The organism is Natronococcus sp. A-GB7 (assembly GCF_029688865.1).
In the GTDB taxonomy this organism is placed as follows: domain Archaea; phylum Halobacteriota; class Halobacteria; order Halobacteriales; family Natrialbaceae; genus Natronococcus.
In genome coordinates this window covers 42,037-61,749 of record NZ_JARUKV010000001.1, presented here as the reverse complement: position 1 = coordinate 61,749, position 19,713 = coordinate 42,037, and the positions used below count along the sequence as shown (strand labels likewise).

The following is a 19,713-nucleotide window of genomic DNA, read 5'->3' as shown; positions in this document are numbered from 1 at the left end:
CGACTCGCGCTCGAACGTGTCCTGGCCACGTTCGGGTATCTGCCCTGTTATAAACGCCCCCGTATATTTTGGGCGCCAATTGGTACGAATCCCGCCAAAAGAAGGGAGTAGAACGACGATGTCCGTGACGAACTACGACCGCGATCCCACCGACTCCGCATCGCCTCTCTCGACCGAAGACGACGTCGACGTCGACTCCGTCCTCACGGCCCTCGAGGACGGCGACTGCCGGACGATCCTCGAGGCGACGACCGACGAGGCGCTGACCGCCTCCGAGGTCGCCGATCGGTGCGAGGTTCCCTCTTCGACGGTGTACCGCAAGCTCGAGCTGTTGACCGACGCGGGACTGCTCGAAGAACGGGTTCGGATCCAGATGGGCGGCAAACACGCTAGCGAGTACTGCCAGTGTTTCGACGAGATCACGGTCTCCGTGACGGGCACGGAGGGGATTTCGATCGACGCCCCGGGACAGGGCTCGAGTGCGCTCTCGGACTAGCGGTGTGGCTTCTGCGACCGTCGAGCGACCGACAGGTTCCGCCCTCTTCGAGTTCGCTCCCGGAACGACTCCCGTCGCTCCCTCTTCCAGAACGCTTCCGATACCTTACAGGAAGAGTTCCATCTCGTGTTCTCCGCGCCCGCTCGCCGTCGTCTCGAAGCCGGCCGACCAGTAGAGGTTCATCGCGATCCGGTTCGAGCGGGAGACGGTGAGCCAGACGTGCTCGACGCCGCGGTCCTGTCCCTGTCCGAGCAGCCCGCGGATGAGCTGCGTCCCGATCCCCGCGGCCTGGTACTCCGGACGAACGAAGATCGCGAGCTCGAACAGCTCGCCGGAGGGGACCAACACCGCGTGGCCGACCGCGTCGTCGCCGTGGTACGCGACGGTGTTGTACCCGTCCTCGAGCAGCCCCTCGAGCCACTCGCGGGTCCGATCGTCGGATCTGGGCGGGAGCCCCTGCGACCGCGACTCCTCGTCGAAGTGGCCGTACATCTCGACGAGGGGGTCGGTGCCGTCGTCGTACTCGACGACCGTTATCGTCCGGCCCTCGTGATCGTCGGCCGTCGTCGGCGGACGCGGGAACTGCGGTCGCTGATCGGGCGGGAGGGTCATGTGGTCTACTCAGTGACGGACGTTCCTAAGCCTGTCCCGGGTTCCCAGTGGCTGGGAGCGAGCGAGCATCCGCCGTTTCGGTCGAGAGGGGCGGTACCGCACGTCTCTGCGGGACGAGCGCGTCACGGTTTTCCCCGTCCGGACCGAAGCGCTTCCGTATGGAACGCCGCCAGTTTCTCTCGACGACTCTCGCCGCGACGGGTGTCGCGACGGTCGCCGGGTGTTCCGGCACCGACGATCTCGATGGCGACGACGGTCGGTTCCCGTCCCGCGACGTCCCCGGCTACGCCGGATGGGTCCCCGAGGCGGGCCGAGGAACGGAGGCGGACACGTTTTTCGCCCACCTCGACTGGACGGCCCTCCAGGAACTCGAGCGGGAGGACGAACCGAGAACCGACGACGAAACCGAGAGGCTCCTCGAGGAGGCACTGATCCTCGGACTCCCGATGTACGGCGGGCTGGTCGCTCCGTTCGCGGTGTTCGGGATCATGTTCTACCCCTTCTCCAGCGATATCCTTCCCGAGGACGGCCGGGAGATCGACGGGATCGCGACCGACTCGGTGACCTGGACCGAGAACGCGCTCGTGTTCCACGGGACGTACGACCCCGAACTCTTCGTCGCGCAGTACTCCGAGGGGTTCGAGCAGGCCGACGAACGGGGTGGGTACACCGTCTACGTCGCCCCCGAGGAGCTGGCCTACGCCGTCTCCGAGGACGCGGTGGTCGTCGCGACCCAGCCCGATGATGACGACGGTTATCGGCCCGAAGCCGTCGTCGACGACGCGCTCGAGCGAACCCTCGACGAGGCCGACCGGGTCGTCGACACCGACGACGGCCGCTGGCTCTTCGAGACGACGGGCGACGCCGCGATGACGTTCGGCGTCTGGAACGTCGAGGAGTTCGACGACGCGCTCGAGCCGGCCGAGGAGATCGACGCCGGCGACGAGCCACGAGTCGATCTGGACGCGGGCGGCAACCCCGTTCTCGACGATCTCGAGGGGTTCGTCTCCACTCTCGTCGTCTCCGCCGAGGACGGCGAGCTCCTCGAGACGGAAGCCCGGTTCTCGGGGCTCTATCCCGAGGATTCGGTCCCCGCCGAGAGCATGATCCGGGACCACCTCGTCGGCGAGGACGTCCCCCACGAGATCGTCCTCGAGGGGAACCGGGTCCACGCGTCGGCGACGTTCGAGGAACTGCCGTCGTAGGCTGTTCGGAAGTTAGGGTCGGATAGCTCGAGGTTGCTTCCGCCGAAAGATATCTAACAGTAGTTGGTAACACGGTTTCTTTACTCAGTCTGGATTGTGAATTTGAATCGGTCAAACCGTCACATAGAGCGTGCCCACGTACTTTTTCTCGTCGGGTTCGCTCGCGTTGCTCGCTCACCACTCCTCCAAAAATCTACGCTAAAAAGGCCGCTCGCTCCCGCTGGTCGCTCGCGGGTGCTGCGCTTGTGGCGCTACCGCAGTGATACCGCCTCCGCCTGTACTGACCGCGAGTTTCGCTCCCGACTCTAAATAAAGAAATCACCCTACTATCTACTGCTAAGAACGGCACCTAGTGCCCGACCAGTTTATTCCACGCCATAATAAGTGAAATATAGTCCCGGGCGGATTCGAACCGCCGTCATGGGCTGTCTTCCGTGACGGACTGAACCGAACACGTCCAAAGGCCCATATGATTGGCCACTACACCACGGGACTTCACTCGCGGGATAGACTCCCGCCGCACAATAGTGTTACTTTTCACGACGAGAGGGTACCGATATCGAGCCCGCTTCCGCGCGACGGTGACAGCTCCGACACAGCGTTACGACGTTGTTCAGGGTGTGCGCATCTTCGACGGTCTCGAACGATCGGACCGGTCGAACGTGGTGTACGTCCGGGTTTCGATCGAGCTCCTCGGCGTCCGCGCCGCAGTGCTGACACTCGTACTCGTCCCGCTCGAGCGCCTGTCGCCGTACGCGCCACCATTCTCTACCGTATTCGATCGGTCCACCCTCCCACTGGTGGTGCTCCGAGCCGACGACGTTCTCGGAGAGCCACTCTCCGTAGCACTCGAGCGTACAGAAGACACCCCGCTTTCGCCGTTCGAGACGAGCGGGACGCACCTCGAGGTCCGCTCCGCACGACAGGCACGCTGTCTCGACTCGTTCGCCCTTTTCGGATGGGTTCTCCGGAAGCAATCCATCGGCGGCTTCGACGCAGTCCGGACAGTACCGTCCCTGCTTGTTAGACGGGTAGTACGAGAACGTCGTTCCGCAGGATGCACACGATGTAGTCTCGGTCGCATCCCTCCAGTTCCCGTTGTGCTCTCCGGCGTTCGGGTTACAGTTGTCACAGAACTCGCGGCGCGCCTTCGGATCGTAAAACTCCGTCTCACAGCCGCTGCAGGTCCGGTTCGGCAGCGGCTCTCCGTGTATTTTCGTGTGGTGCTGTCGCATTCCGCGCTCCGACTGGAGGGACTTGCCACACGTGGGACAGTCCATGCGGTCGATGGCCTCGCTATCGTACGTAAAGATAGGCCAACAGACAAAATCGACTGACTCCGCGAAAATCGGGGTTGCCGACGGCGTTACAGGTAGCCCTCGTCGGCCAGTCGCTCGATACCTTCCTGCAGGCGCTCCTCGCTCGCGGCGTAGGAGATGCGGGCGTACCCCGGCGTGCCGAACGCGCTGCCGGGGACCGTGGCGACGTGGGCGTCCTCGAGCGCGCCCTCGCACCACTCTTGGTCGTCCTCGGCGACGGGGAGCATCATGTAGAACGCGCCGTCGGGGACCGCGACGTCGACGCCGTGGCCCTCGAGCAGGTCGACGACCAGATCTCGGCGCTCGGCGAAGGCGGCGACCATCTCGTCGACGGCCTCGTCGGTGTTCTCGAGCGCTTCGACGCCGGCGTGCTGGACGAAGTTGACGGCCGAGGACACGGAGTGGCTGTGGAGTTTCCCGGCCTGGTCGATCAGCTCCTCCGGGCCGGCGAAGTAGCCCAGCCGCCAGCCGGTCATCGAGTAGGCCTTCGAGAAGCCGTTGACGGTGACGGTGCGGTCGGCCATTCCCTCCAGGGTGCCGAGGCTGGTCTGCTCGACGCCGTAGGTGATCTCCTTGTAGATCTCGTCCGAGATCACGGTAATATCGTGCTCGACGGCGAGGTCGCGGACGCCCTCGAGCGCTTCGTCGGAGTAGACGGCGCCGGTTGGGTTCGACGGCGAGTTGACGATCAGTAGCTCGGTGTCGTCCGACACCGCGGCCTCGAGGTCCTCGAGGGCGGGCTCGAGCTGGAACTCGTGTTCGGAGAGGTCGACCCGCGACAGCGAGCCGCCGGCCATCTTGACCATCGCCTCGTAGGAGACCCAGGCGGGGTCGAGCAGGGCGACCTCGTCGTCCTCGGCGATCAGCGCCTGGACGATCTCGTACAGCGCTTGCTTTGCCCCGGGCGTGACGATGATCTCGTCGGTGCCGTGCTCGAGGCCGTCCTCGGCGAGCTTCTCGGAGATCGCCTCGCGAAGCTCGAGGATTCCCGCAGAGGTGGTGTAGCCGGTGTGGCCGGCGTCCATCGCGTCCTTCCCGGCCTCGACGACGTTCTCGGGGGTCGGGAAGTCGGGCTCGCCGACCGAGAGGTCGACGATGTCGGCCCCCTCGTTCTCGAGTTCGGTTGCGAGCGCGGAGATGGCGAGCGTTGCGGACGGTTCGACTCGGGTCAGACGGTCGGTGAATTCCATCGTCATCGTTGATCTGGGTCGGGTAGCTCGGCGACGAGATCGAGCGCGCCGTCGACGGCCTTCGCCGCGTTGTCGACGCGTTCGCGCGCCTCCGCGGCGGACATGCCGGGGCCGGTGACGCCGAGCGTTACGGGAGTGTCACGCTCGAGACTGACGTCGGAGAGTCGCTGTGCGGCCGCGTCGGTGATCACCTGATCGTGGTCCGTGTCGCCGGTGATGACGGTGCCGATCACGGCGACGGCGTCGACGGCCTCCAGGCGGGCGAGTCGGTCGGCTGCCAGCGGGGCGTCGTAGACCCCGGGGACGCGAACCGTCTCGTACACCTCGGCGCCGCCGTCGTCGGCGGCCTCGCGGGCGGCGGCTTCCATCTGCTCGGTGATCTCTCGGTTGAACTCCGCGACCACCAGTCCGAGCGTGGTCATACTCGAGCGGTCGGGTGGGGAGTTCAAAGAGGTACCGTTCTCGGCGGATGATGTCCCCCTCGCGTCGCCCGAGTTCGACCCGTCGGCCACCGGTTGGTCGCCGGAACTATCCGTCGCCGACCGTCGGTTCGCCTCGACGGTGGTAGGCACGAACGTGGAGATGTCGGCGGACCACGAGCGAGGAAATCAGCAGCATTGAGAATACTTAAGCGAGGGCCCGTCCAACCCACGCCCGATGACGACGCTACGGACGCCGGGGCCGACCCTCGGCGTGGTCGGTGGCGGACAGCTCGGACGGATGCTCGCGGAGGCGGCCGCGCCGCTTGGCGTCGAGGTCGTCGTGCTCGATCCGACGCCGGACTGTCCGGCCGCACCCGTCGCGCGCGACCAGATCGTCGCCGAGTTCGACGACGAGGCCGGCATTCGGGAGCTCGCCGCGCGGGCCGACGTTCTGACCTTCGAGATCGAACTGGCCGACCAGGACGTCCTCGGGCGGGTCAGCGAGGACTCGGGGACGCCCGTCCACCCCGACCCCGCGACCCTCGAGACGATCCACGACAAGCTCGTCCAGAAGCGAGCGCTGGAGGACGCCGGCGTACCCGTTCCGCCGTTCCGGGGGGTCGAGGACGCCGACGACGTCCGCGAGGCGATCGACGACTACGGCGCCCCTGTCATGCTGAAGGCCCGGACGGGCGGCTACGACGGCCGCGGCAACGTCCCCGTCGAGTCGAAGGCGGACGCGGAGGACGCACTCGAGTCCGTCGCCGGGCCGGCGATGGTCGAGTCGTTCGTCGACTTCGAACGGGAGATCTCGGTGATCGCGGTCAAGGGCGACGGCGAGACCGCGGCGTTCCCGATCGGAGAGAACGTTCACGAGGACGAGATACTCCGGGAGACGATCGTTCCCGCGGGCTCCGACGAGGCCGTCGAGGAGCGGGCCCTCGAGGTCGCCGAGGACGTCCTCGAAGTGATGGACGGGCGAGGGGTTTACGGAATCGAGCTGTTCGAGACGAGCGAGGCGCTACGCGCCTCGGAGGATTCGAGCGGACGAAGTCCGCGAGAGCGCGACGGCGACGTCCTGCTCAACGAGATCGCTCCCCGCCCGCACAACTCGGGCCACTGGACGATCGAAGGCGCCCAGAGTTCGCAGTTCGAACAGCACGCCCGGGCAGTACTGGGCTGGCCGCTGGCGGCGACCGACCTGCGCTCGCCGACGGTGTCGGTGAACCTGCTCGGCGACGTCGACGAGCCGCGGGACGCCGAACTTCGAAACCTCGACCGCGTCCTCGAGACGCCCGCGGCGAACCTCCACTGGTACGGGAAGCGACAGGTTCGGCCGCTACGGAAGATGGGCCACGTCACGATCGCCGGCCGCGAGGGAGAGACGACCGACGACCTGCTCGAGACGGCCCGGGAACTCGAGCGTGCCGTCACGTTCACATCGGAGTAAGCAACACTGCCTACCATGAGCGACACCGTCGAGGAGCTGATCGACCGCCTGCACCGCGAAGCCGACCAGGATCGCCCGGACGCCGAGACGCCCGACGTCGGCATCGTGATGGGGAGTGACTCGGATCTCGAGGTGATGTCTACGGGCGGACGGCGCCGCGGCGCCTACGACGCTCTCGTCGACGAACTCGGTTTCGAAGAGCAAACCGACTACGAGAACCCGCCCGAGGCGCGCTTTACGTTCGAGACGTACGTCACCTCGGCTCACCGCACGCCGGAGCTGATGACCGCCTACGCCGAGACGGCCGAGGACCGTGGGCTCGAGGTGCTGATCGCGGGCGCGGGCGGCAAGTCCGCCGACCTGCCGAACATGACTGCGTCGATCGCCTACCCGCTACCGGTGATCGGCGTTCCGGTCCAGGAGAAGTCCGTCGACAGCGTCATCGGGATGCCTACGGGAGCGCCGCTGGTCGCGGTCGACGCTGGCAAATCGTTCAACGCCGCGTTGTCAGCTGCACAGATCCTCGCCCGACAGCACGAGCCGGTTCGGGAGCGACTCCTCGAGTACCACGAGGAGCTTCGGGGGGAGGTCGGCGAGGTCTCCCGCCGGCTCCACGACGGCGGGACTGCGCGCTTCTCGAGCGAGTGACATTCTCGGGGGCAGACGGCTCCGCTCTCGCCCGTTCGTATCGAGGGTACAACAAGTCATTCGAAATATCGGTAGTCTACACTCAACGAGCTGTATCTCGCATACGGGTGTCCATTCCCCGGATTTCTTCCGGAACGTAACTGAACGGTAACCTGTTCTTTACGGACAGATCGACCGCCGATCGGGCTCGAAGATCGTTCGGCCGAGTTTCCGAGCGGCGAAAACGGATGCTGATGCTCCTACCGGCCGAAACGGCGAGAATCAACCCTTATATGCGTGGGGTCAGAAGCTTCGGACGTTACCGAGATGAATGACTGGATCGCTATCGGCGCGCTCGCGCTCGTCGGACTGCTGATACCGTTCGGGATGATGGCGGTATCGTACCTCCTGCGACCGAGCGTCCCCGAAACGAGCAAACGTGCCACCTACGAGAGTGGCGAGGTGCCGACCGGCGGGACGCGCATCCGATTCAACATCCAGTACTACATGGTTGCGCTTCTGTTTCTCGTCTTCGACATCGAAACCGTCCTGCTGTTTCCGTGGGCGGTCGTCTACCAGGATGCGCTCGCGGCCGAGGAGTACGGTCTCGTCCACGCCCTCGGTCCGATGCTGGCGTTCGTCTTCATCCTGCTGATCGGGTTCGCCTGGGCGTGGCGCACCGGCGCCGTTCAGTGGGCACGGACGCCAGAGCAGGTCGAAGCCGGAGCTGATCGATCATGAGTAGTGACAAACCACGCCAAGATATCTACGACAGTACCGCCCCGTCGACCGACACTCGCGAGGCGCGGATGGGTGCCGGCCCCGACGACCGATTCAACTCGAAGCTTCGGGAGGCGTTCGGCGCGTCGCCGTTTATCCTCACGAAGTTCGACCAGTTCATGAACTGGGTTCGGGGGAACTCGATGTTCATGCTGCAGTTCGGGATCGCCTGCTGTAGCATCGAGATGATCCACACGTACGCGATCAAACACGACCTGGACCGCTTCGGTGCGGGCGTCCCTCGAGCGTCGCCGCGACAGGCCGACGTGATGATCGTTCCGGGAACGATCGTCTCGAAGTTCGGCCCGCGGATGAAGCGGGTCTACGACCAGATGCCCGAGCCCAAGTTCGTCGTCGGGATGGGATCGTGTACGATCTCCGGCGGCCCGTTCCAGGAGGGGTACAACGTCGTCAAGGGCGCCGAGGAGATCATCCCCGTCGACATCCACGTCCCCGGCTGCCCGCCCCGCCCGGAGGCGCTGATCTACGGCGTCGCCAAACTACAGGAGCGGATCCGCAACGGCGAGACCTCGCCCGTCGTGGTCAAACCGTACGAACTCGAGCAGTTCGGCGACCTGCCGAAGGACGAACTCGTACAGAAACTCGCCGACGACATCGACGAGGAGGACCTCGTCATGCGGTACAACTGGGCTGATTCGCCATGAGCACGGAACTCGAACGAGACCAGCAGGAGACCGGCGTCGAGGTCACCGAGGACGAACTCGAGGCGCTGATCGGTGACCGCGCGCTCAGACGCGACGATCACCTCAACGCGCCGGGGTTCGTCATCCGGCCGGACGCCGTTCAGGACGTCCTGTTCGATCTCCGGGACGAAGGAGGGTTCGACCACCTCTCCTGTCTGACCGCACAGCAGTACGAGGACCGCTACGAGTCGATCTACCACCTGAAGAAGTACGCCGACCCGACCCAGGAGGTGTCGGTCGTCGTTCCGACGTCGGTCGACGACCCGGTCAGTCAGTCGGCCGAACCCGCCTTCCGCACGGCCGACTGGCACGAGCGGGAGGCGTTCGACCTGGTGGGTATCGACTACGAGGGCCACCCGGATCCGCGTCGGATCCTCCTGCCGGAAACCTGGCAGGGCCACCCCCTCTCGAAGGACTACGATCAGGAGCAGCCACAGGTCGTCACCCTCGCCGAGCACGCCAACCCGATCCAGCCGGACCACCACGACGAGGAGTCGGATACGATGTTCCTCAACATCGGCCCACACCACCCGGCAACCCACGGCGTGCTCCACGTCAAGACGGTGCTCGACGGCGAGACCGTCGTCGACATCGACCCCGACGTCGGCTACCTCCACCGCTGCGAGGAACAGATGTGCCAGCAGGGCACCTACCGCCACCAGATCATGCCCTACCCGGACCGGTGGGACTACGTCTCCGCCGGCCTGTTAAACGAGTGGGCCTACGCCCGGACCGCGGAGGATCTGGCCGACATCGAGGTTCCCGAGTACGCCCAGATCATCCGGACGATGGGCGCGGAACTCTGCCGGATCGCCTCGCACTTCCTGGCGCTCGGAACCTTCTGTCTGGACGTTTACGGCGACTTCAACGCCGTCTTCCAGTACTCGTTCCGCGACCGGGAGGTCGTCCAGGACATCCTCGAGGACCTGACCGGCCAGCGGCTGATGTTCAACTACTTCCGGCTCGGCGGGGTCGCCTGGGACCTGCCCGAACCCCGTGACGAGTTCATCGAGAAGACCCGGGACTTCCTCGACGAGCTTCCGGCGAAGATCACCGAGTACAACAACCTGGTCACCGGCAACGAGATCTTCCAGGTTCGGTGTAACGACACGGGCGTCCTCCAGCCCGACGTCGCCAAGGACTACGGCTGTACGGGACCGGTCGCCCGCGCTTCGGGGATCGACTACGACCTCCGGCGGGACGACCCCTACGGCTACTACGAGAACCTGGAGTGGGACGTCATCACCCGACAGGGCTGTGACAACTACGCCCGTGTCCTCTGTCGGATGGAGGAGGTCGAGGAGTCCGCGAAGATCATCGACCAGTGTCTCGACCTGCTCGAGGACTGGCCCGAGGACGACCGCGAGATCCAGGCCAACGTCCCCCGGACGCTCAAGCCCGATCCGGACACGGAGGTTTACCGGGCCGTCGAGGGTGCGAAGGGCGAACTCGGTATCTACATTCGCTCGGACGGGACCGACAAACCCGCCCGGTTCAAGATCCGCAGCCCGTGTTTCCACAACCTCTCGGCGCTCGGGGAGATCAGTGAGGGTGACTTCATTCCCGACCTGATCGCCTCGCTGGGCAGCCTGGACATCGTGCTCGGAGAGGTGGATCGATGATCGAGGGGACGCTCCTCCAGGCCGGTGATACGGTCTTGCTCCCCGAGCGGATCGGCGACCTGACCGGACTCGACCAGTTCGGGCTCGCCGGAGAGCTGCTCGCGGCGTTCATTGCGGCCTTTATCATCGGCAACCTGATGCTGGCGATGACCGGCGTCGCCGGCCCGTGGGCGAAACGGAAGATCACCGCCGCGTTCACGGACCGGATCGCCGTCAATCGGCTCGGACCCGCCGGGTTGCTGATCATCGTCGCCGACTCGGTTCGACTGCTCTCGAAGGAGAACATCATCCCGGAGAACGCCGACCGACCGGCCTACGACCTCGCGCCGATCGTCGTCGCCTCCTCGGCGCTGCTCGGCTTTGCGGTTATTCCGATGGGAAGCGGAATCCACCTCGCCGACCCCGAGGTCGGCCTGGTGTTCGTCTTTGCGGTCGCCGGCATCGCGAGTCTCGGCCTGGTGATGGCCGGCTACTCGTCGGCGAACAAGTACTCGATGCTCGGCGGTCTCCGTGCCGTGGCACAGAACGTCGCCTACGAGATCCCGCTCGTCGTCACCGGGATGTCGGTCGTTATCTTCACCGGCAGCCTGCAGATGAGCGAGATCGTCGCCGTCCAGAACCAGCCGCTGGTCGACTTCGGACTGTTCGCGATTCCGGCCTGGTTCGCGATCGTCAACCCGTTCGCGTTCGTCCTCTTCCTGCTCGCGAACTTCGCAGAGGTCGGCCGCAACCCGTTCGACACGCCGGAGGCGCCGACAGAGATCGTCGCCGGCTACCAGACCGAGTACTCCTCGGTGTATTTCGTGCTGATCTACCTCGGCGAGTTCCTCCACATCTTCCTCGGCGGGGCGATCATCGCAACGATCTTCCTCGGCGGCCCCGCCGGACCTGGTCCCGAGTCGATCGGGATCGTCTGGTTTATCATCAAAATCTGGGGCGTCTTCCTGCTGACCCAGTGGATGCGGTCGGCGGTGCCGCGAGTTCGAGTCGACCAGCTGATAGAGATCGGCTGGAAGGGACTGCTCGTCCTTTCGTTTGCGAATCTCATCCTGACTGCGATAATCGTAGGGATCATCCAATGATCGGGCTACTCAAATCGATGGCAACGACGATGAAGCACGCACTGGACGGCTCGACGTTCACTGTCGAGTATCCGGAGACCGCACCGGACGTCTCCCCGCGGTTTCGGGGCGTCCACAAGTTCAGCCAGGAACGCTGTATCTGGTGTCGCCAGTGTGAGAACGTCTGTCCGAACGACACCATCCAGATCGTGATGGACGACCAGCGAAACGGCGAACAGTACAACCTCCACATCGGCCAGTGTATCTACTGCCGGCTCTGCGAGGAGGTCTGTCCCGTCGACGCGATCCTGCTCACCCAGAACTTCGAGTTCACGGGCGACACCAAACACGACCTGGTGTACAACAAGGAGCAGCTGAAGGCCGTCCCGTGGTACAAGGACATCGACCCGCTCGAGTCGCGCGAACCCGACCGGGGCGCGTGGATCGGTGAGGGTGACGGAGAGGTCGATTATCAGTAATCGGGCCGCCCGTCCCGAGAACGGGCAGACACTCACAACAATGACATATGAGCTGATCGCGTTCGCGCTGTTCGCGTTCGTCACGCTCGCCAGCGCGCTCGGCGTCGTGTTGCTTGCCGACCCGTGGCACTCGGCACTGATGCTCGGCGTGACGCTGGTCAGCGTCGCGGTCTACTACGTGATGCTGGCGGCGGAGTTCGTCGCCATGATGCAGATCCTCGTCTACGTGGGCGGGGTGCTCATCCTCATCACGTTCGCCGTGATGCTCACCCAGCGCGACGACGCGGGCGTAGACGAGACCGACGAGGTGGTACAGACATGACCAACGGGCCGCAACTCCGGCTCGGCGAGTCGCTGTTGCCCGGCATCCTCGCCGTCGCGCTGTTCGGCGTGATGGCGATGATCGCGCTCAACACCGGCTTCGCCGACGAGATGGTCGGCTTCCCCGAGGGGATCTCGGTTACCTCCGAGATCGGCTACGCGCTGTTCGACTTCACGGCACTGCAGTCGACGGAGGGGTCGATCGGTAACACCGAGCCGTTCCTCGTCTCGTTCCTGCTGATCGCAGTCGTCCTCGACGCCGCGCTGGACGCCGCGCTCGTGCTCGCGAAACGCGAGACCGAGGGCGAACCGATCGCGGCGCTCTCGAGCGTTTCGACCGGCGACTCGGCGAGCACACAACCCGCGGCGACCGATGGCGGCGCCGAGGGTGTGTCGTCCCGGTCGGACGGAGGTGAGCAGCGGTGAACGTTCCCATCGAGTACTTCGTGTTGCTGTCGATGGCGCTGTTCTCCATCGGTCTCTTCGGGATCCTGACGCGCCGAAACGCACTGATGTTCCTGATGTCCGTCGAGATCATGGTCAACGCGGCGAACATCAATCTGATCGCGTTCGCGCTCTATCACGGCAACCTCACGGGACAGGTGTTCGCGCTGTTCGTGATGGCGCTTGCGGCCGCGGAGGTCGCGATCGGACTCGGGATCATCCTGGTGTTGTACCGCAACTTCCGTGACGTCGACGTCACGGTTCCGACGACGATGAGGTGGTAAGATGGAAGGGTTATTCGACTACGCACCGGCGATCGCGCTGTTCCCGCTTGCGGCGTTCGTTATCGCCCTCGCCTTCGGGCCGAAACTCCCGAAGAAGGGGGCGATCCCGGGCATCGTCGCGACGGGTGGCTCGCTGCTGCTCTCGCTTGTGATGCTTGCGGCCGTCGCGGGCGGCGAAGAAGGGTACTATCACGAGACGCTGTTCACGTGGGCGGCCGGCGACGCCGCCGGCGAGGTCGGTGAAGGGATCGAGTTCACGTTCGGCATCCTGATCGATCCGCTCGCCGCGCTGATGCTCGTGATCGTCTCGCTGATCGCCTTCCTCGTTCACGTCTTCAGCCTCGAGTACATGAACGCCGAGGGCGAGACCGGCCTCCCGCGGTACTACGCCGGGCTCGGCCTGTTTACGTTCAGCATGCTCGCGTTCGTCTACGCGGACAACCTGCTGATGGCGTTCATGTTCTTCGAGCTGGTGGGGCTGTGTTCGTTCCTGCTGATCGGCTTCTGGTTCCGCACCCGATCGGCACCCTCGGCCGCGAAGAAGGCGTTCCTGGTCACCCGTTTCGGTGACTACTTCTTCCTGATCGGGGTCGTCGCCATCGCCGCGACGTTCGGCACGCTCCAGTTCGCCGGCGACGATTCCTTCGTCGCCGCGGCCGAGACGGCGATCGACGACGGCGGCCAGCTGTTCGGCTTCGACGCCGAGACCTGGGTGACGATCACCGGCCTGCTCGTGCTCGGTGGCGTCATCGGGAAATCCGCTCAGTTCCCGCTTCACACCTGGTTGCCCGACGCGATGGAGGGTCCCACCACCGTCTCCGCGCTGATTCACGCGGCGACGATGGTCGCGGCCGGGGTCTACCTGGTCGCCCGGATGTTCGGTTACTATGCCCTCTCGCCGACGGCGCTGGCGATCATCGCCTTCGTCGGCGGCTTCACCGCACTGTTCGCGGCGACGATGGGCGTCGTCAAAGACGACATCAAGCAGGTGCTGGCGTACTCGACGATCTCTCAGTACGGCTACATGATGCTCGGCCTGGGCGTCGGCGGCTACGTCGCCGGGGTCTTCCACCTGATGAACCACGCCTTCTTCAAGGCCCTGCTGTTCCTCGGTGCCGGCGCCGTCATCATCCTCATGCACCACGAACAGGACATGTGGAAGATGGGTGGCCTGAAGAACAAGGCACCCGTCACCTACTACACGTTCCTCGCGGGCGCGCTCGCGCTCGCCGGGATCATTCCGTTCTCGGGCTTCTGGTCGAAAGACGAGATCCTCTACGACGCCCTGATCGTCGGGACCGAGCAGCCCCTGATCATGGCAGCGTACGCGATGGGACTGCTCGCCGTCTTCTTCACCGGCTTCTACACCTTCCGGATGGTGTTCCTGACGTTCCACGGCGAGCCACGTTCGGACGTCGCCGAGGACCCCCACCCGGTCGGCTGGGCGGTGAAGTTCCCACTGATCGCACTCGGCGTCCTCGCGGTCGTCGCGGGCATCGCCAACCTCGCTCCGGTCGCGAAGCTGACCGGACTCGAGATCGAGTTCCTCAACGAGTGGCTCAGCGGCGGCGCCGAGGGGACGACCTACGCCGCCTACACCGACGCGCTCGCGGCGGTGTACGACACCGGCTACATCGGCACCGAGTCGACGACCGTGCTGATCGCGGCGGGGCTCTCCCTGCTGCTCGCCTTCTCGGGTGCCGGCCTGGCCTGGAAGCTGTACAACGTTCCGGAACCGGTCGCACACAAGGAGCGTCTCGGGAGCGTTCGCGAGACGATCGAGTCCAACTACTACCAGGACGAGTACCAGGTCTGGCTCGCGGAGGGACTGACCCTGCCGCTGGCTCGAGCCGCGGACCGGTTCGACCAGACCGTCATCGACGGCACCGTCAACGGCGTCTCGTCGGTGAGCCTGTTCGGTAGCGATCGGGTCAAACGGGTCCAGACGGGGATCGTGACTAACTACGCGGCGCTGATCGTAACCGGGTTTATCGCCCTGGTTATCGTGCTCGGCGTTCTCGGAGGCTGGTTCCTATGATGATTGAAGCGCTACTCGCGGTTACACTGATCGGCGCGCTGGCGACGTTTGTCGCGCCGAATCGTATCGCCGGCAAACTGGCCTTCGGTATCAGCCTGATCCCGGCTGCACTCAGCCTGTGGATGTTCACGGCGTTCGACGGCAGCGGCAACGCCTTGCTCGACGGCGAACTCGCCTTCGAATCCCAGTACGAGTGGATTCAGCTGGGCGACTACACCATCTCGTGGCTCGTCGGTCTCGACGGGATCAGCCTGCCGCTGGTCGTGTTGACGACGGTGCTCACCTCGCTCGCGATCATGAGCTCGTGGACGCCGATCGACGAGCGCGAGTCGCAGTTCTACGGGCTCGTGCTCTTTATCGAGGCCAACCTGATCGGCGTCTTCACGGCGCTGGACTTCTTCGTCTGGTTCATCTTCTGGGAGGCCGTGTTGATCCCGATGTACCTGCTGATCGGCGTCTGGGGCGGCCCGCGCCGAAAGTACGCGGCGATCAAGTTCTTCGTCTACACGAACGTCGCCTCGCTGCTGATGTTCGGTGCGTTCATCACGCTCGTGTTCGGCCTCGGTGACGTCACCAGCTTTGCGCTACCCGAGGTCGCCACGGCGATGCTCGACGGCGGTCCCGACGGCTTCGCCGGCCTCGGTGGCTCGGCGCTCGCCTCGGTCGTGTTCGTCGCGATGTTCCTCGGGTTCGCGGTGAAGGTGCCCATCGTGCCGTTCCACACCTGGCTGCCCGACGCTCACGTCGAGGCGCCGACTCCTGCGTCGGTGCTGCTGGCGGGCGTCCTGCTGAAGATGGGGACGTACGCCCTGCTGCGGTTCAACTTCACGATGTTCCCGGAACAGGTCGAGGCCTACGCGGTGCCGATCGCCGCGATCGCGGTCATCAGCGTCATCTACGGCGCGATGCTCGCGCTGGCTCAGACCGACCTCAAGCGGATCGTCGCCTACTCCTCCGTGTCGTCGATGGGCTACGTCATCCTCGGCCTGATCGCCTACACCCAGTTCGGAGTCGGTGGCGCCACCTTCCAGATGGTGTCCCACGGCCTGATCTCCGGGCTGATGTTCATGGCCGTCGGCGTCATCTACAACGCGACTCACACTCGGATGGTCACCGATATGTCAGGGATGGCCGATCGGATGCCAGTCGCCGTCGGCATCCTCGTCGCCGGCGCCTTCGGCTACATGGGACTGCCGCTGATGAGCGGCTTCTTCGGCGAGTTCGCCATCTTCTTCGGTGCCTTCGGCTCCGGGCTGCTGGCGTACTCGCAGATCTTCACCTCGCTGGCGATGTTCGGCATCGTCATCGTGGCGGGCTACCTGCTGTTTGCCCTCCAGCGAACCGTCTTCGGACCGTACCACCTCGAAACCGACTACGACGTGGGCCGCGCGCCGCTGCACGACGTCGCACCGATGTTCGTGCTGCTCGGCATCATCATCGCCCTCGGCGTCGCGCCCGAACTGATCTTCGACATGATTACCGACGCGGTCGATCCGATCTTAGAGAACGGAGGTGACGCCTGATGGCGGTGTTCGAGCTCCCCGACTGGGCCGCGCTCGCCCCGGCGTTGATCCTCGTGACGACAGCGCTCCTGCTGTTCGTCATCGACAGCATCAACCCGCACACGAAGAACCGATCGCTGCTCGCAGGGACGACTGCGGTCGGCTCGCTCGCGGCACTCGGCGTCGCAGTCTGGTTCATGGTCGCCGGCGTCGGCACGCCCACCGCCGCTGGCGGTCGTGGCGTCGTCGAGCTGTTCGGCGGCCAGCTCGTGGTCGACCAGATGGCGCTGTTCTTCATGACCGTCGTCTCGGTCGTCACCGCGCTCGTCGCCGTGGCGAGCTACGACTACATGGGCGACCACGCCTACCAGTCCGAGTACTACTCGCTGATGATGCTCGCGGCGACCGGGATGGCCACGATGGCCGCCGCGAACAGCCTGGTCACGATCTTCATCGCCCTCGAGCTGGCGAGTCTGCCATCCTACGCGCTCGTTTCGATCCTCAAGGACAACCGCGGCAGCGTCGAGGGGGGCCTGAAGTACTTCCTGATCGGGGCGCTCTCCTCGGCGATCTTCGTCTACGGGATCTCGCTGGTCTACGGCGCGACCGGTCACCTCCAGCTCGAGGCGATCGCCGACAACCTCCAGGGTGCCGGCGAGTACGGCGGCCTGCTCGGGCTGGGGATCCTGATGTTGATCGGCGGCTTCGCGTTCAAGACCGCCAGCGTCCCCTTCCACTTCTGGGCGCCCGATGCCTACGAGGGCGCGCCCGCACCGGTGGCCGCGTTCCTCTCCTCGGCCTCCAAGGCGGCGGGCTTCGTGATCGCCTTCCGCGTGTTCACGACGGCGTTCCCGCTCGAGCCGACGACCGCGGTGATCGGCGTCGACTGGACGCTCGCCTTCATCATCCTCGCGATCGTCACGATGACGCTGGGGAACTTCGCCGCGGCGACCCAGGACAACGTCAAGCGGATGCTCGCGTACTCCTCGATCGGCCACGCCGGCTACGCCCTGATCGGGCTCGCCGGGCTCTCGGCCGACGGCGGCGAGATCGTGATGGGCGCGGCGATGATGCACCTGCTCGTCTACGGCTTCATGAACACCGGCGCGTTCCTGTTCGTCGCGCTCGCGGAGTACTGGGGCGTCGGTCGCACGTTCGAGGACTACAACGGGCTCTCGAACCAGGCGCCGGTCGCCTGTTTCGCGCTCGGGATCTTCATGTTCAGCCTCGCGGGGATTCCGCCGCTGGGCGGCTTCTGGAGCAAGTACTTCCTCTTTACCGGCGCGATCGAAGCGGCGACGGCAAACAGCGCGATGTTGATCGTCGCCGCGGCGCTCGTAGTCAACAGCGCGATCTCGCTGTACTACTACGCGCGGCTGGTGAAGGCCGTCTGGATCGAGGATCCGGTCTCCGGGCGCGACACGCTCTCCCAGCCGACGGGTCTGTACGCGGCGATCATCTTCGCCGCCGTGCTGACCGTCGTCGCGCTGCCGGTGTTCGGCCCGATCGCCGACGCCGCGCTCGAGGCGGCAACCGTCGCGATCAGCTAACCTCGGCCGCGCCGGCGTCTCGTTCTCTCGGCCCCGTTCGCCGTCGTCCGAGCCGGTAGCTTTTACCCGACGGGGTTGCAAGCACCGACGTATGGTTTTTCGGCTCGTACTCGGGTGTGGCACCGTCGGTCGTCAGACGATCGCACGGCTGCCCGAGTGCGACGGCCGGCTGCTCGTCGTCACCGAGGACGGACAGACGGTCGAGACGTTACGCGACGAGAGCATCCCGGCTCGAGCGGCCGACCCGACCGATCCCGACCTCCTCGAGGGCGTCGAGACGCCCGACGTCGTCTTCGTCGCCGGGGATCGAACCGATTGCAACCGGCTCGCGCTCGAGCGTGCTCGGGAACGGTTCCCGACCGCGTCGATCGTCGCCTACCTCGGCGGGAAGCCGACGGATGAGGACCGGGCGGCGTTCGACGAGCTCGCGGATCGGGTCGTCGACCCCGAACGAGCGATCGGCGACGCCGTCCTCGAGGAGACGACGAGTTCGGCCGCCGACGCCGCGATCCGGCTCCGACGGCACCTCCAGGGACTCGACGGTCCGCTCGCGGTCGTGATGCACGACAACCCCGACCCCGACGCGATCGCAAGCGCGGTCGCGCTGGCCGGAATCGCCGAGTCGGTCGGCGTCTCGGCAGATCCCTGTTACTTCGGACAGATCTCCCACCAGGAAAACAGGGCGATGGTCAACGTCCTCGACCTGGACCTGCGGAACCTCGAGCCAGACGCCTCTCTCGAGGAGTACGGCGCCTTCGCGCTGGTCGACCACTCCCGGCCGGGTGTCAACGACCAGCTTCCGGAGGACCTCCACGTCGACATCGTCATCGACCACCACCCGCCGCGGGGCCCGGTGCCGAGCGACTACGTCGACCTCCGGGAACACGCCGGCGCGACGAGCACGGTGCTGACCGAGTACTTGGAGCGGTTCGAACCGGCGTTCGACCGAGCGGTCGCGACGGCGCTTCTGTACGGGATCCGCGTCGACACCGACGAGTTCACCCGGGAGATTTCTGCGGCCGACTTCGAGGCTGCAGCGACGCTGTGGCCCCACGTCGACACCGACGTGCTCCGCCGAATCGAACAGCCCTCCCTCGAGGGCGAGACCCTGGAGACGATCGCCCGCGCGATCAAAAACCGGGAACAACGGGGATCGGTCGCGGCCGCGAGCGCGGGCCGAATCGGCGACCGCGACGCGCTCCCGCAGGCGGCAGACCGGCTGCTCACCATGGAGGGCGTCGACACGTCGCTCGTGTTCGGCTTCATGGAGGAGATGGTGTTCGTCTCCGCCCGATCCCGGGCCGCAGATGTCGATCTCGGCGAAACCCTGCGGGACGCCTTCGATCGGATCGGCAGCGCGGGCGGCCACGCCGACATGGCGGGCGCCCAGCTCGAGATCGGAATCCTCGGCACCGCCGACGACGAGCAGGTCGACTCGATCGTCAGCGTCGTCGAGGAGGTCATCACGGACCGCTTCTTCGAGGCGATCGAGAGCCAGCCAGGCACGCCGGTCGGCTCCTACACCCAGACCAGCGAGGTGCTGTTCTCGCTCGAGGAGCCCGACGCCGAGTAGCGGCGACGACAGCGCTTTTGCACCGGGGTTGCGT

The 19,713-nt window shown here is 65.5% G+C and carries 21 protein-coding genes and 1 tRNA gene; 17 read left to right on the top strand and 5 right to left on the bottom strand.

Annotated features, from left to right (window positions below; all coding sequences use genetic code 11):
- Positions 1 to 118 precede the first annotated feature (118 nt).
- Positions 119 to 496 carry a helix-turn-helix domain-containing protein gene (locus QA609_RS00345; protein ID WP_278300590.1) on the top strand — a complete coding sequence of 126 codons (378 nt, stop codon included), beginning with the start codon at positions 119 to 121 and terminating at the stop codon, positions 494 to 496.
- Between the two features lie 105 nt (positions 497 to 601).
- Here the strand turns inward: QA609_RS00345 and QA609_RS00340 are convergent, their stop codons facing one another.
- Entirely contained in the window at positions 602 to 1,108 is a 507-nt protein-coding gene (locus QA609_RS00340; protein WP_278300589.1) for a GNAT family N-acetyltransferase, read from the bottom strand.
- A 158-nt stretch (positions 1,109 to 1,266) separates the two neighbouring features.
- Here QA609_RS00340 and QA609_RS00335 point away from each other — a divergent pair, with 158 nt between their 5' ends.
- Positions 1,267 to 2,313, top strand: coding sequence for a hypothetical protein (locus tag QA609_RS00335; protein ID WP_278300588.1), 1,047 nt, complete (start codon positions 1,267 to 1,269; stop codon positions 2,311 to 2,313).
- A gap of 392 nt (positions 2,314 to 2,705) precedes the next feature.
- On the opposite strand, the gene QA609_RS00330 is transcribed toward QA609_RS00335, so the two are convergent.
- From QA609_RS00330 to ribH, 4 genes are all read right to left on the bottom strand, one after another.
- Positions 2,706 to 2,808 (bottom strand) — tRNA-Gln (locus tag QA609_RS00330).
- A gap of 35 nt (positions 2,809 to 2,843) precedes the next feature.
- Positions 2,844 to 3,593, bottom strand: coding sequence for an HNH endonuclease (locus QA609_RS00325; protein ID WP_278300587.1), 750 nt, complete (start codon positions 3,591 to 3,593; stop codon positions 2,844 to 2,846).
- 86 nt (positions 3,594 to 3,679) lie between these two features.
- Positions 3,680 to 4,828 (bottom strand): pyridoxal phosphate-dependent aminotransferase, encoded by a 1,149-nt coding sequence (locus QA609_RS00320; protein ID WP_278300586.1) that lies wholly within the window; start codon positions 4,826 to 4,828, stop codon positions 3,680 to 3,682.
- On the bottom strand, positions 4,825 to 5,244 hold the full coding sequence (ribH, locus tag QA609_RS00315) for a 6,7-dimethyl-8-ribityllumazine synthase (RefSeq protein WP_278300585.1): 420 nt from the start codon (positions 5,242 to 5,244) through the stop codon (positions 4,825 to 4,827). The genes QA609_RS00320 and ribH overlap by 4 nt, the downstream gene beginning before the upstream one ends.
- Here ribH and QA609_RS00310 point away from each other — a divergent pair.
- The 15 genes from QA609_RS00310 (at position 5,237) to QA609_RS00240 (ending at position 19,679) form a co-directional block, all read left to right on the top strand.
- Complete coding sequence (locus tag QA609_RS00310) at positions 5,237 to 5,443, top strand: hypothetical protein (protein WP_278300584.1); 207 nt, start codon at positions 5,237 to 5,239, stop codon at positions 5,441 to 5,443. The two genes, ribH and QA609_RS00310, sit on opposite strands and share 8 nt — an antisense overlap.
- A 36-nt stretch (positions 5,444 to 5,479) precedes the next feature.
- Positions 5,480 to 6,694, top strand: a complete 1,215-nt coding sequence (locus QA609_RS00305; protein WP_278300583.1) for a 5-(carboxyamino)imidazole ribonucleotide synthase — start codon at positions 5,480 to 5,482, stop codon at positions 6,692 to 6,694.
- A 15-nt stretch (positions 6,695 to 6,709) separates the two neighbouring features.
- Positions 6,710 to 7,342 carry an AIR carboxylase family protein gene (locus tag QA609_RS00300; RefSeq protein ID WP_278300582.1) on the top strand — a complete coding sequence of 211 codons (633 nt, stop codon included), beginning with the start codon at positions 6,710 to 6,712 and terminating at the stop codon, positions 7,340 to 7,342.
- Positions 7,343 to 7,648: 306 nt separating this feature from the next.
- Positions 7,649 to 8,062: an NADH-quinone oxidoreductase subunit A gene (locus tag QA609_RS00295; protein WP_278300581.1), complete on the top strand. Its 414-nt coding sequence runs from the start codon at positions 7,649 to 7,651 to the stop codon at positions 8,060 to 8,062.
- Entirely contained in the window at positions 8,059 to 8,766 is a 708-nt protein-coding gene (locus tag QA609_RS00290; protein ID WP_278300580.1) for an NADH-quinone oxidoreductase subunit B, read from the top strand. Before QA609_RS00295 ends, QA609_RS00290 begins: the two co-directional genes overlap by 4 nt.
- Entirely contained in the window at positions 8,763 to 10,427 is a 1,665-nt protein-coding gene (locus QA609_RS00285) for an NADH-quinone oxidoreductase subunit D (RefSeq protein WP_278300579.1), read from the top strand. Before QA609_RS00290 ends, QA609_RS00285 begins: the two co-directional genes overlap by 4 nt.
- A complete protein-coding gene (locus QA609_RS00280; RefSeq protein ID WP_278300578.1) occupies positions 10,424 to 11,509 on the top strand; it encodes a complex I subunit 1 family protein in 1,086 nt (361 codons plus the stop codon). The genes QA609_RS00285 and QA609_RS00280 overlap by 4 nt, the downstream gene beginning before the upstream one ends.
- Positions 11,506 to 11,967, top strand: coding sequence for an NADH-quinone oxidoreductase subunit I (locus tag QA609_RS00275; protein WP_015320303.1), 462 nt, complete (start codon positions 11,506 to 11,508; stop codon positions 11,965 to 11,967). Before QA609_RS00280 ends, QA609_RS00275 begins: the two co-directional genes overlap by 4 nt.
- Positions 11,968 to 12,007: 40 nt before the next feature.
- Positions 12,008 to 12,289, top strand: a complete 282-nt coding sequence (locus QA609_RS00270) for an NADH-quinone oxidoreductase subunit J (protein WP_278300577.1) — start codon at positions 12,008 to 12,010, stop codon at positions 12,287 to 12,289.
- Positions 12,286 to 12,714, top strand: a complete 429-nt coding sequence (locus QA609_RS00265) for a hypothetical protein (RefSeq protein ID WP_278300576.1) — start codon at positions 12,286 to 12,288, stop codon at positions 12,712 to 12,714. Before QA609_RS00270 ends, QA609_RS00265 begins: the two co-directional genes overlap by 4 nt.
- Positions 12,711 to 13,016, top strand: a complete 306-nt coding sequence (nuoK, locus tag QA609_RS00260) for an NADH-quinone oxidoreductase subunit NuoK (RefSeq protein WP_005553423.1) — start codon at positions 12,711 to 12,713, stop codon at positions 13,014 to 13,016. The genes QA609_RS00265 and nuoK overlap by 4 nt, the downstream gene beginning before the upstream one ends.
- 1 nt (position 13,017) lies before the next feature.
- The gene (nuoL, locus tag QA609_RS00255; RefSeq protein WP_278300575.1) at positions 13,018 to 15,054 is read left to right on the top strand and encodes an NADH-quinone oxidoreductase subunit L; all 2,037 of its coding nucleotides are present in this window, start codon (positions 13,018 to 13,020) and stop codon (positions 15,052 to 15,054) included.
- A complete protein-coding gene (locus QA609_RS00250) occupies positions 15,051 to 16,577 on the top strand; it encodes a NuoM family protein (protein WP_278300574.1) in 1,527 nt (508 codons plus the stop codon). Before nuoL ends, QA609_RS00250 begins: the two co-directional genes overlap by 4 nt.
- On the top strand, positions 16,577 to 18,106 hold the full coding sequence (locus QA609_RS00245) for an NADH-quinone oxidoreductase subunit N (RefSeq protein ID WP_278300573.1): 1,530 nt from the start codon (positions 16,577 to 16,579) through the stop codon (positions 18,104 to 18,106). The genes QA609_RS00250 and QA609_RS00245 overlap by 1 nt, the downstream gene beginning before the upstream one ends.
- A 91-nt stretch (positions 18,107 to 18,197) precedes the next feature.
- Positions 18,198 to 19,679, top strand: coding sequence for a DHH family phosphoesterase (locus QA609_RS00240; RefSeq protein ID WP_278300572.1), 1,482 nt, complete (start codon positions 18,198 to 18,200; stop codon positions 19,677 to 19,679).
- Positions 19,680 to 19,713 lie beyond the last annotated feature (34 nt).

What these genes read in the sequence shown, in the direction of transcription:
- QA609_RS00345 (WP_278300590.1), top strand. Translation starts at nt 119, where the DNA reads ATGTCCGTGACGAACTACGACCGCGATCCCACCGACTCCGCATCGCCT.
- QA609_RS00340 (WP_278300589.1), bottom strand. Translation starts at nt 1,108, where the DNA reads ATGACCCTCCCGCCCGATCAGCGACCGCAGTTCCCGCGTCCGCCGACG.
- QA609_RS00335 (WP_278300588.1), top strand. Translation starts at nt 1,267, where the DNA reads ATGGAACGCCGCCAGTTTCTCTCGACGACTCTCGCCGCGACGGGTGTC.
- QA609_RS00325 (WP_278300587.1), bottom strand. Translation starts at nt 3,593, where the DNA reads ATGGACTGTCCCACGTGTGGCAAGTCCCTCCAGTCGGAGCGCGGAATG.
- QA609_RS00320 (WP_278300586.1), bottom strand. Translation starts at nt 4,828, where the DNA reads ATGACGATGGAATTCACCGACCGTCTGACCCGAGTCGAACCGTCCGCA.
- ribH (WP_278300585.1), bottom strand. Translation starts at nt 5,244, where the DNA reads ATGACCACGCTCGGACTGGTGGTCGCGGAGTTCAACCGAGAGATCACC.
- QA609_RS00305 (WP_278300583.1), top strand. Translation starts at nt 5,480, where the DNA reads ATGACGACGCTACGGACGCCGGGGCCGACCCTCGGCGTGGTCGGTGGC.
- QA609_RS00300 (WP_278300582.1), top strand. Translation starts at nt 6,710, where the DNA reads ATGAGCGACACCGTCGAGGAGCTGATCGACCGCCTGCACCGCGAAGCC.
- QA609_RS00295 (WP_278300581.1), top strand. Translation starts at nt 7,649, where the DNA reads ATGAATGACTGGATCGCTATCGGCGCGCTCGCGCTCGTCGGACTGCTG.
- QA609_RS00290 (WP_278300580.1), top strand. Translation starts at nt 8,059, where the DNA reads ATGAGTAGTGACAAACCACGCCAAGATATCTACGACAGTACCGCCCCG.
- QA609_RS00285 (WP_278300579.1), top strand. Translation starts at nt 8,763, where the DNA reads ATGAGCACGGAACTCGAACGAGACCAGCAGGAGACCGGCGTCGAGGTC.
- QA609_RS00280 (WP_278300578.1), top strand. Translation starts at nt 10,424, where the DNA reads ATGATCGAGGGGACGCTCCTCCAGGCCGGTGATACGGTCTTGCTCCCC.
- QA609_RS00275 (WP_015320303.1), top strand. Translation starts at nt 11,506, where the DNA reads ATGATCGGGCTACTCAAATCGATGGCAACGACGATGAAGCACGCACTG.
- QA609_RS00270 (WP_278300577.1), top strand. Translation starts at nt 12,008, where the DNA reads ATGACATATGAGCTGATCGCGTTCGCGCTGTTCGCGTTCGTCACGCTC.
- QA609_RS00265 (WP_278300576.1), top strand. Translation starts at nt 12,286, where the DNA reads ATGACCAACGGGCCGCAACTCCGGCTCGGCGAGTCGCTGTTGCCCGGC.
- nuoL (WP_278300575.1), top strand. Translation starts at nt 13,018, where the DNA reads ATGGAAGGGTTATTCGACTACGCACCGGCGATCGCGCTGTTCCCGCTT.
- QA609_RS00250 (WP_278300574.1), top strand. Translation starts at nt 15,051, where the DNA reads ATGATGATTGAAGCGCTACTCGCGGTTACACTGATCGGCGCGCTGGCG.
- QA609_RS00245 (WP_278300573.1), top strand. Translation starts at nt 16,577, where the DNA reads ATGGCGGTGTTCGAGCTCCCCGACTGGGCCGCGCTCGCCCCGGCGTTG.
- QA609_RS00240 (WP_278300572.1), top strand. Translation starts at nt 18,198, where the DNA reads ATGGTTTTTCGGCTCGTACTCGGGTGTGGCACCGTCGGTCGTCAGACG.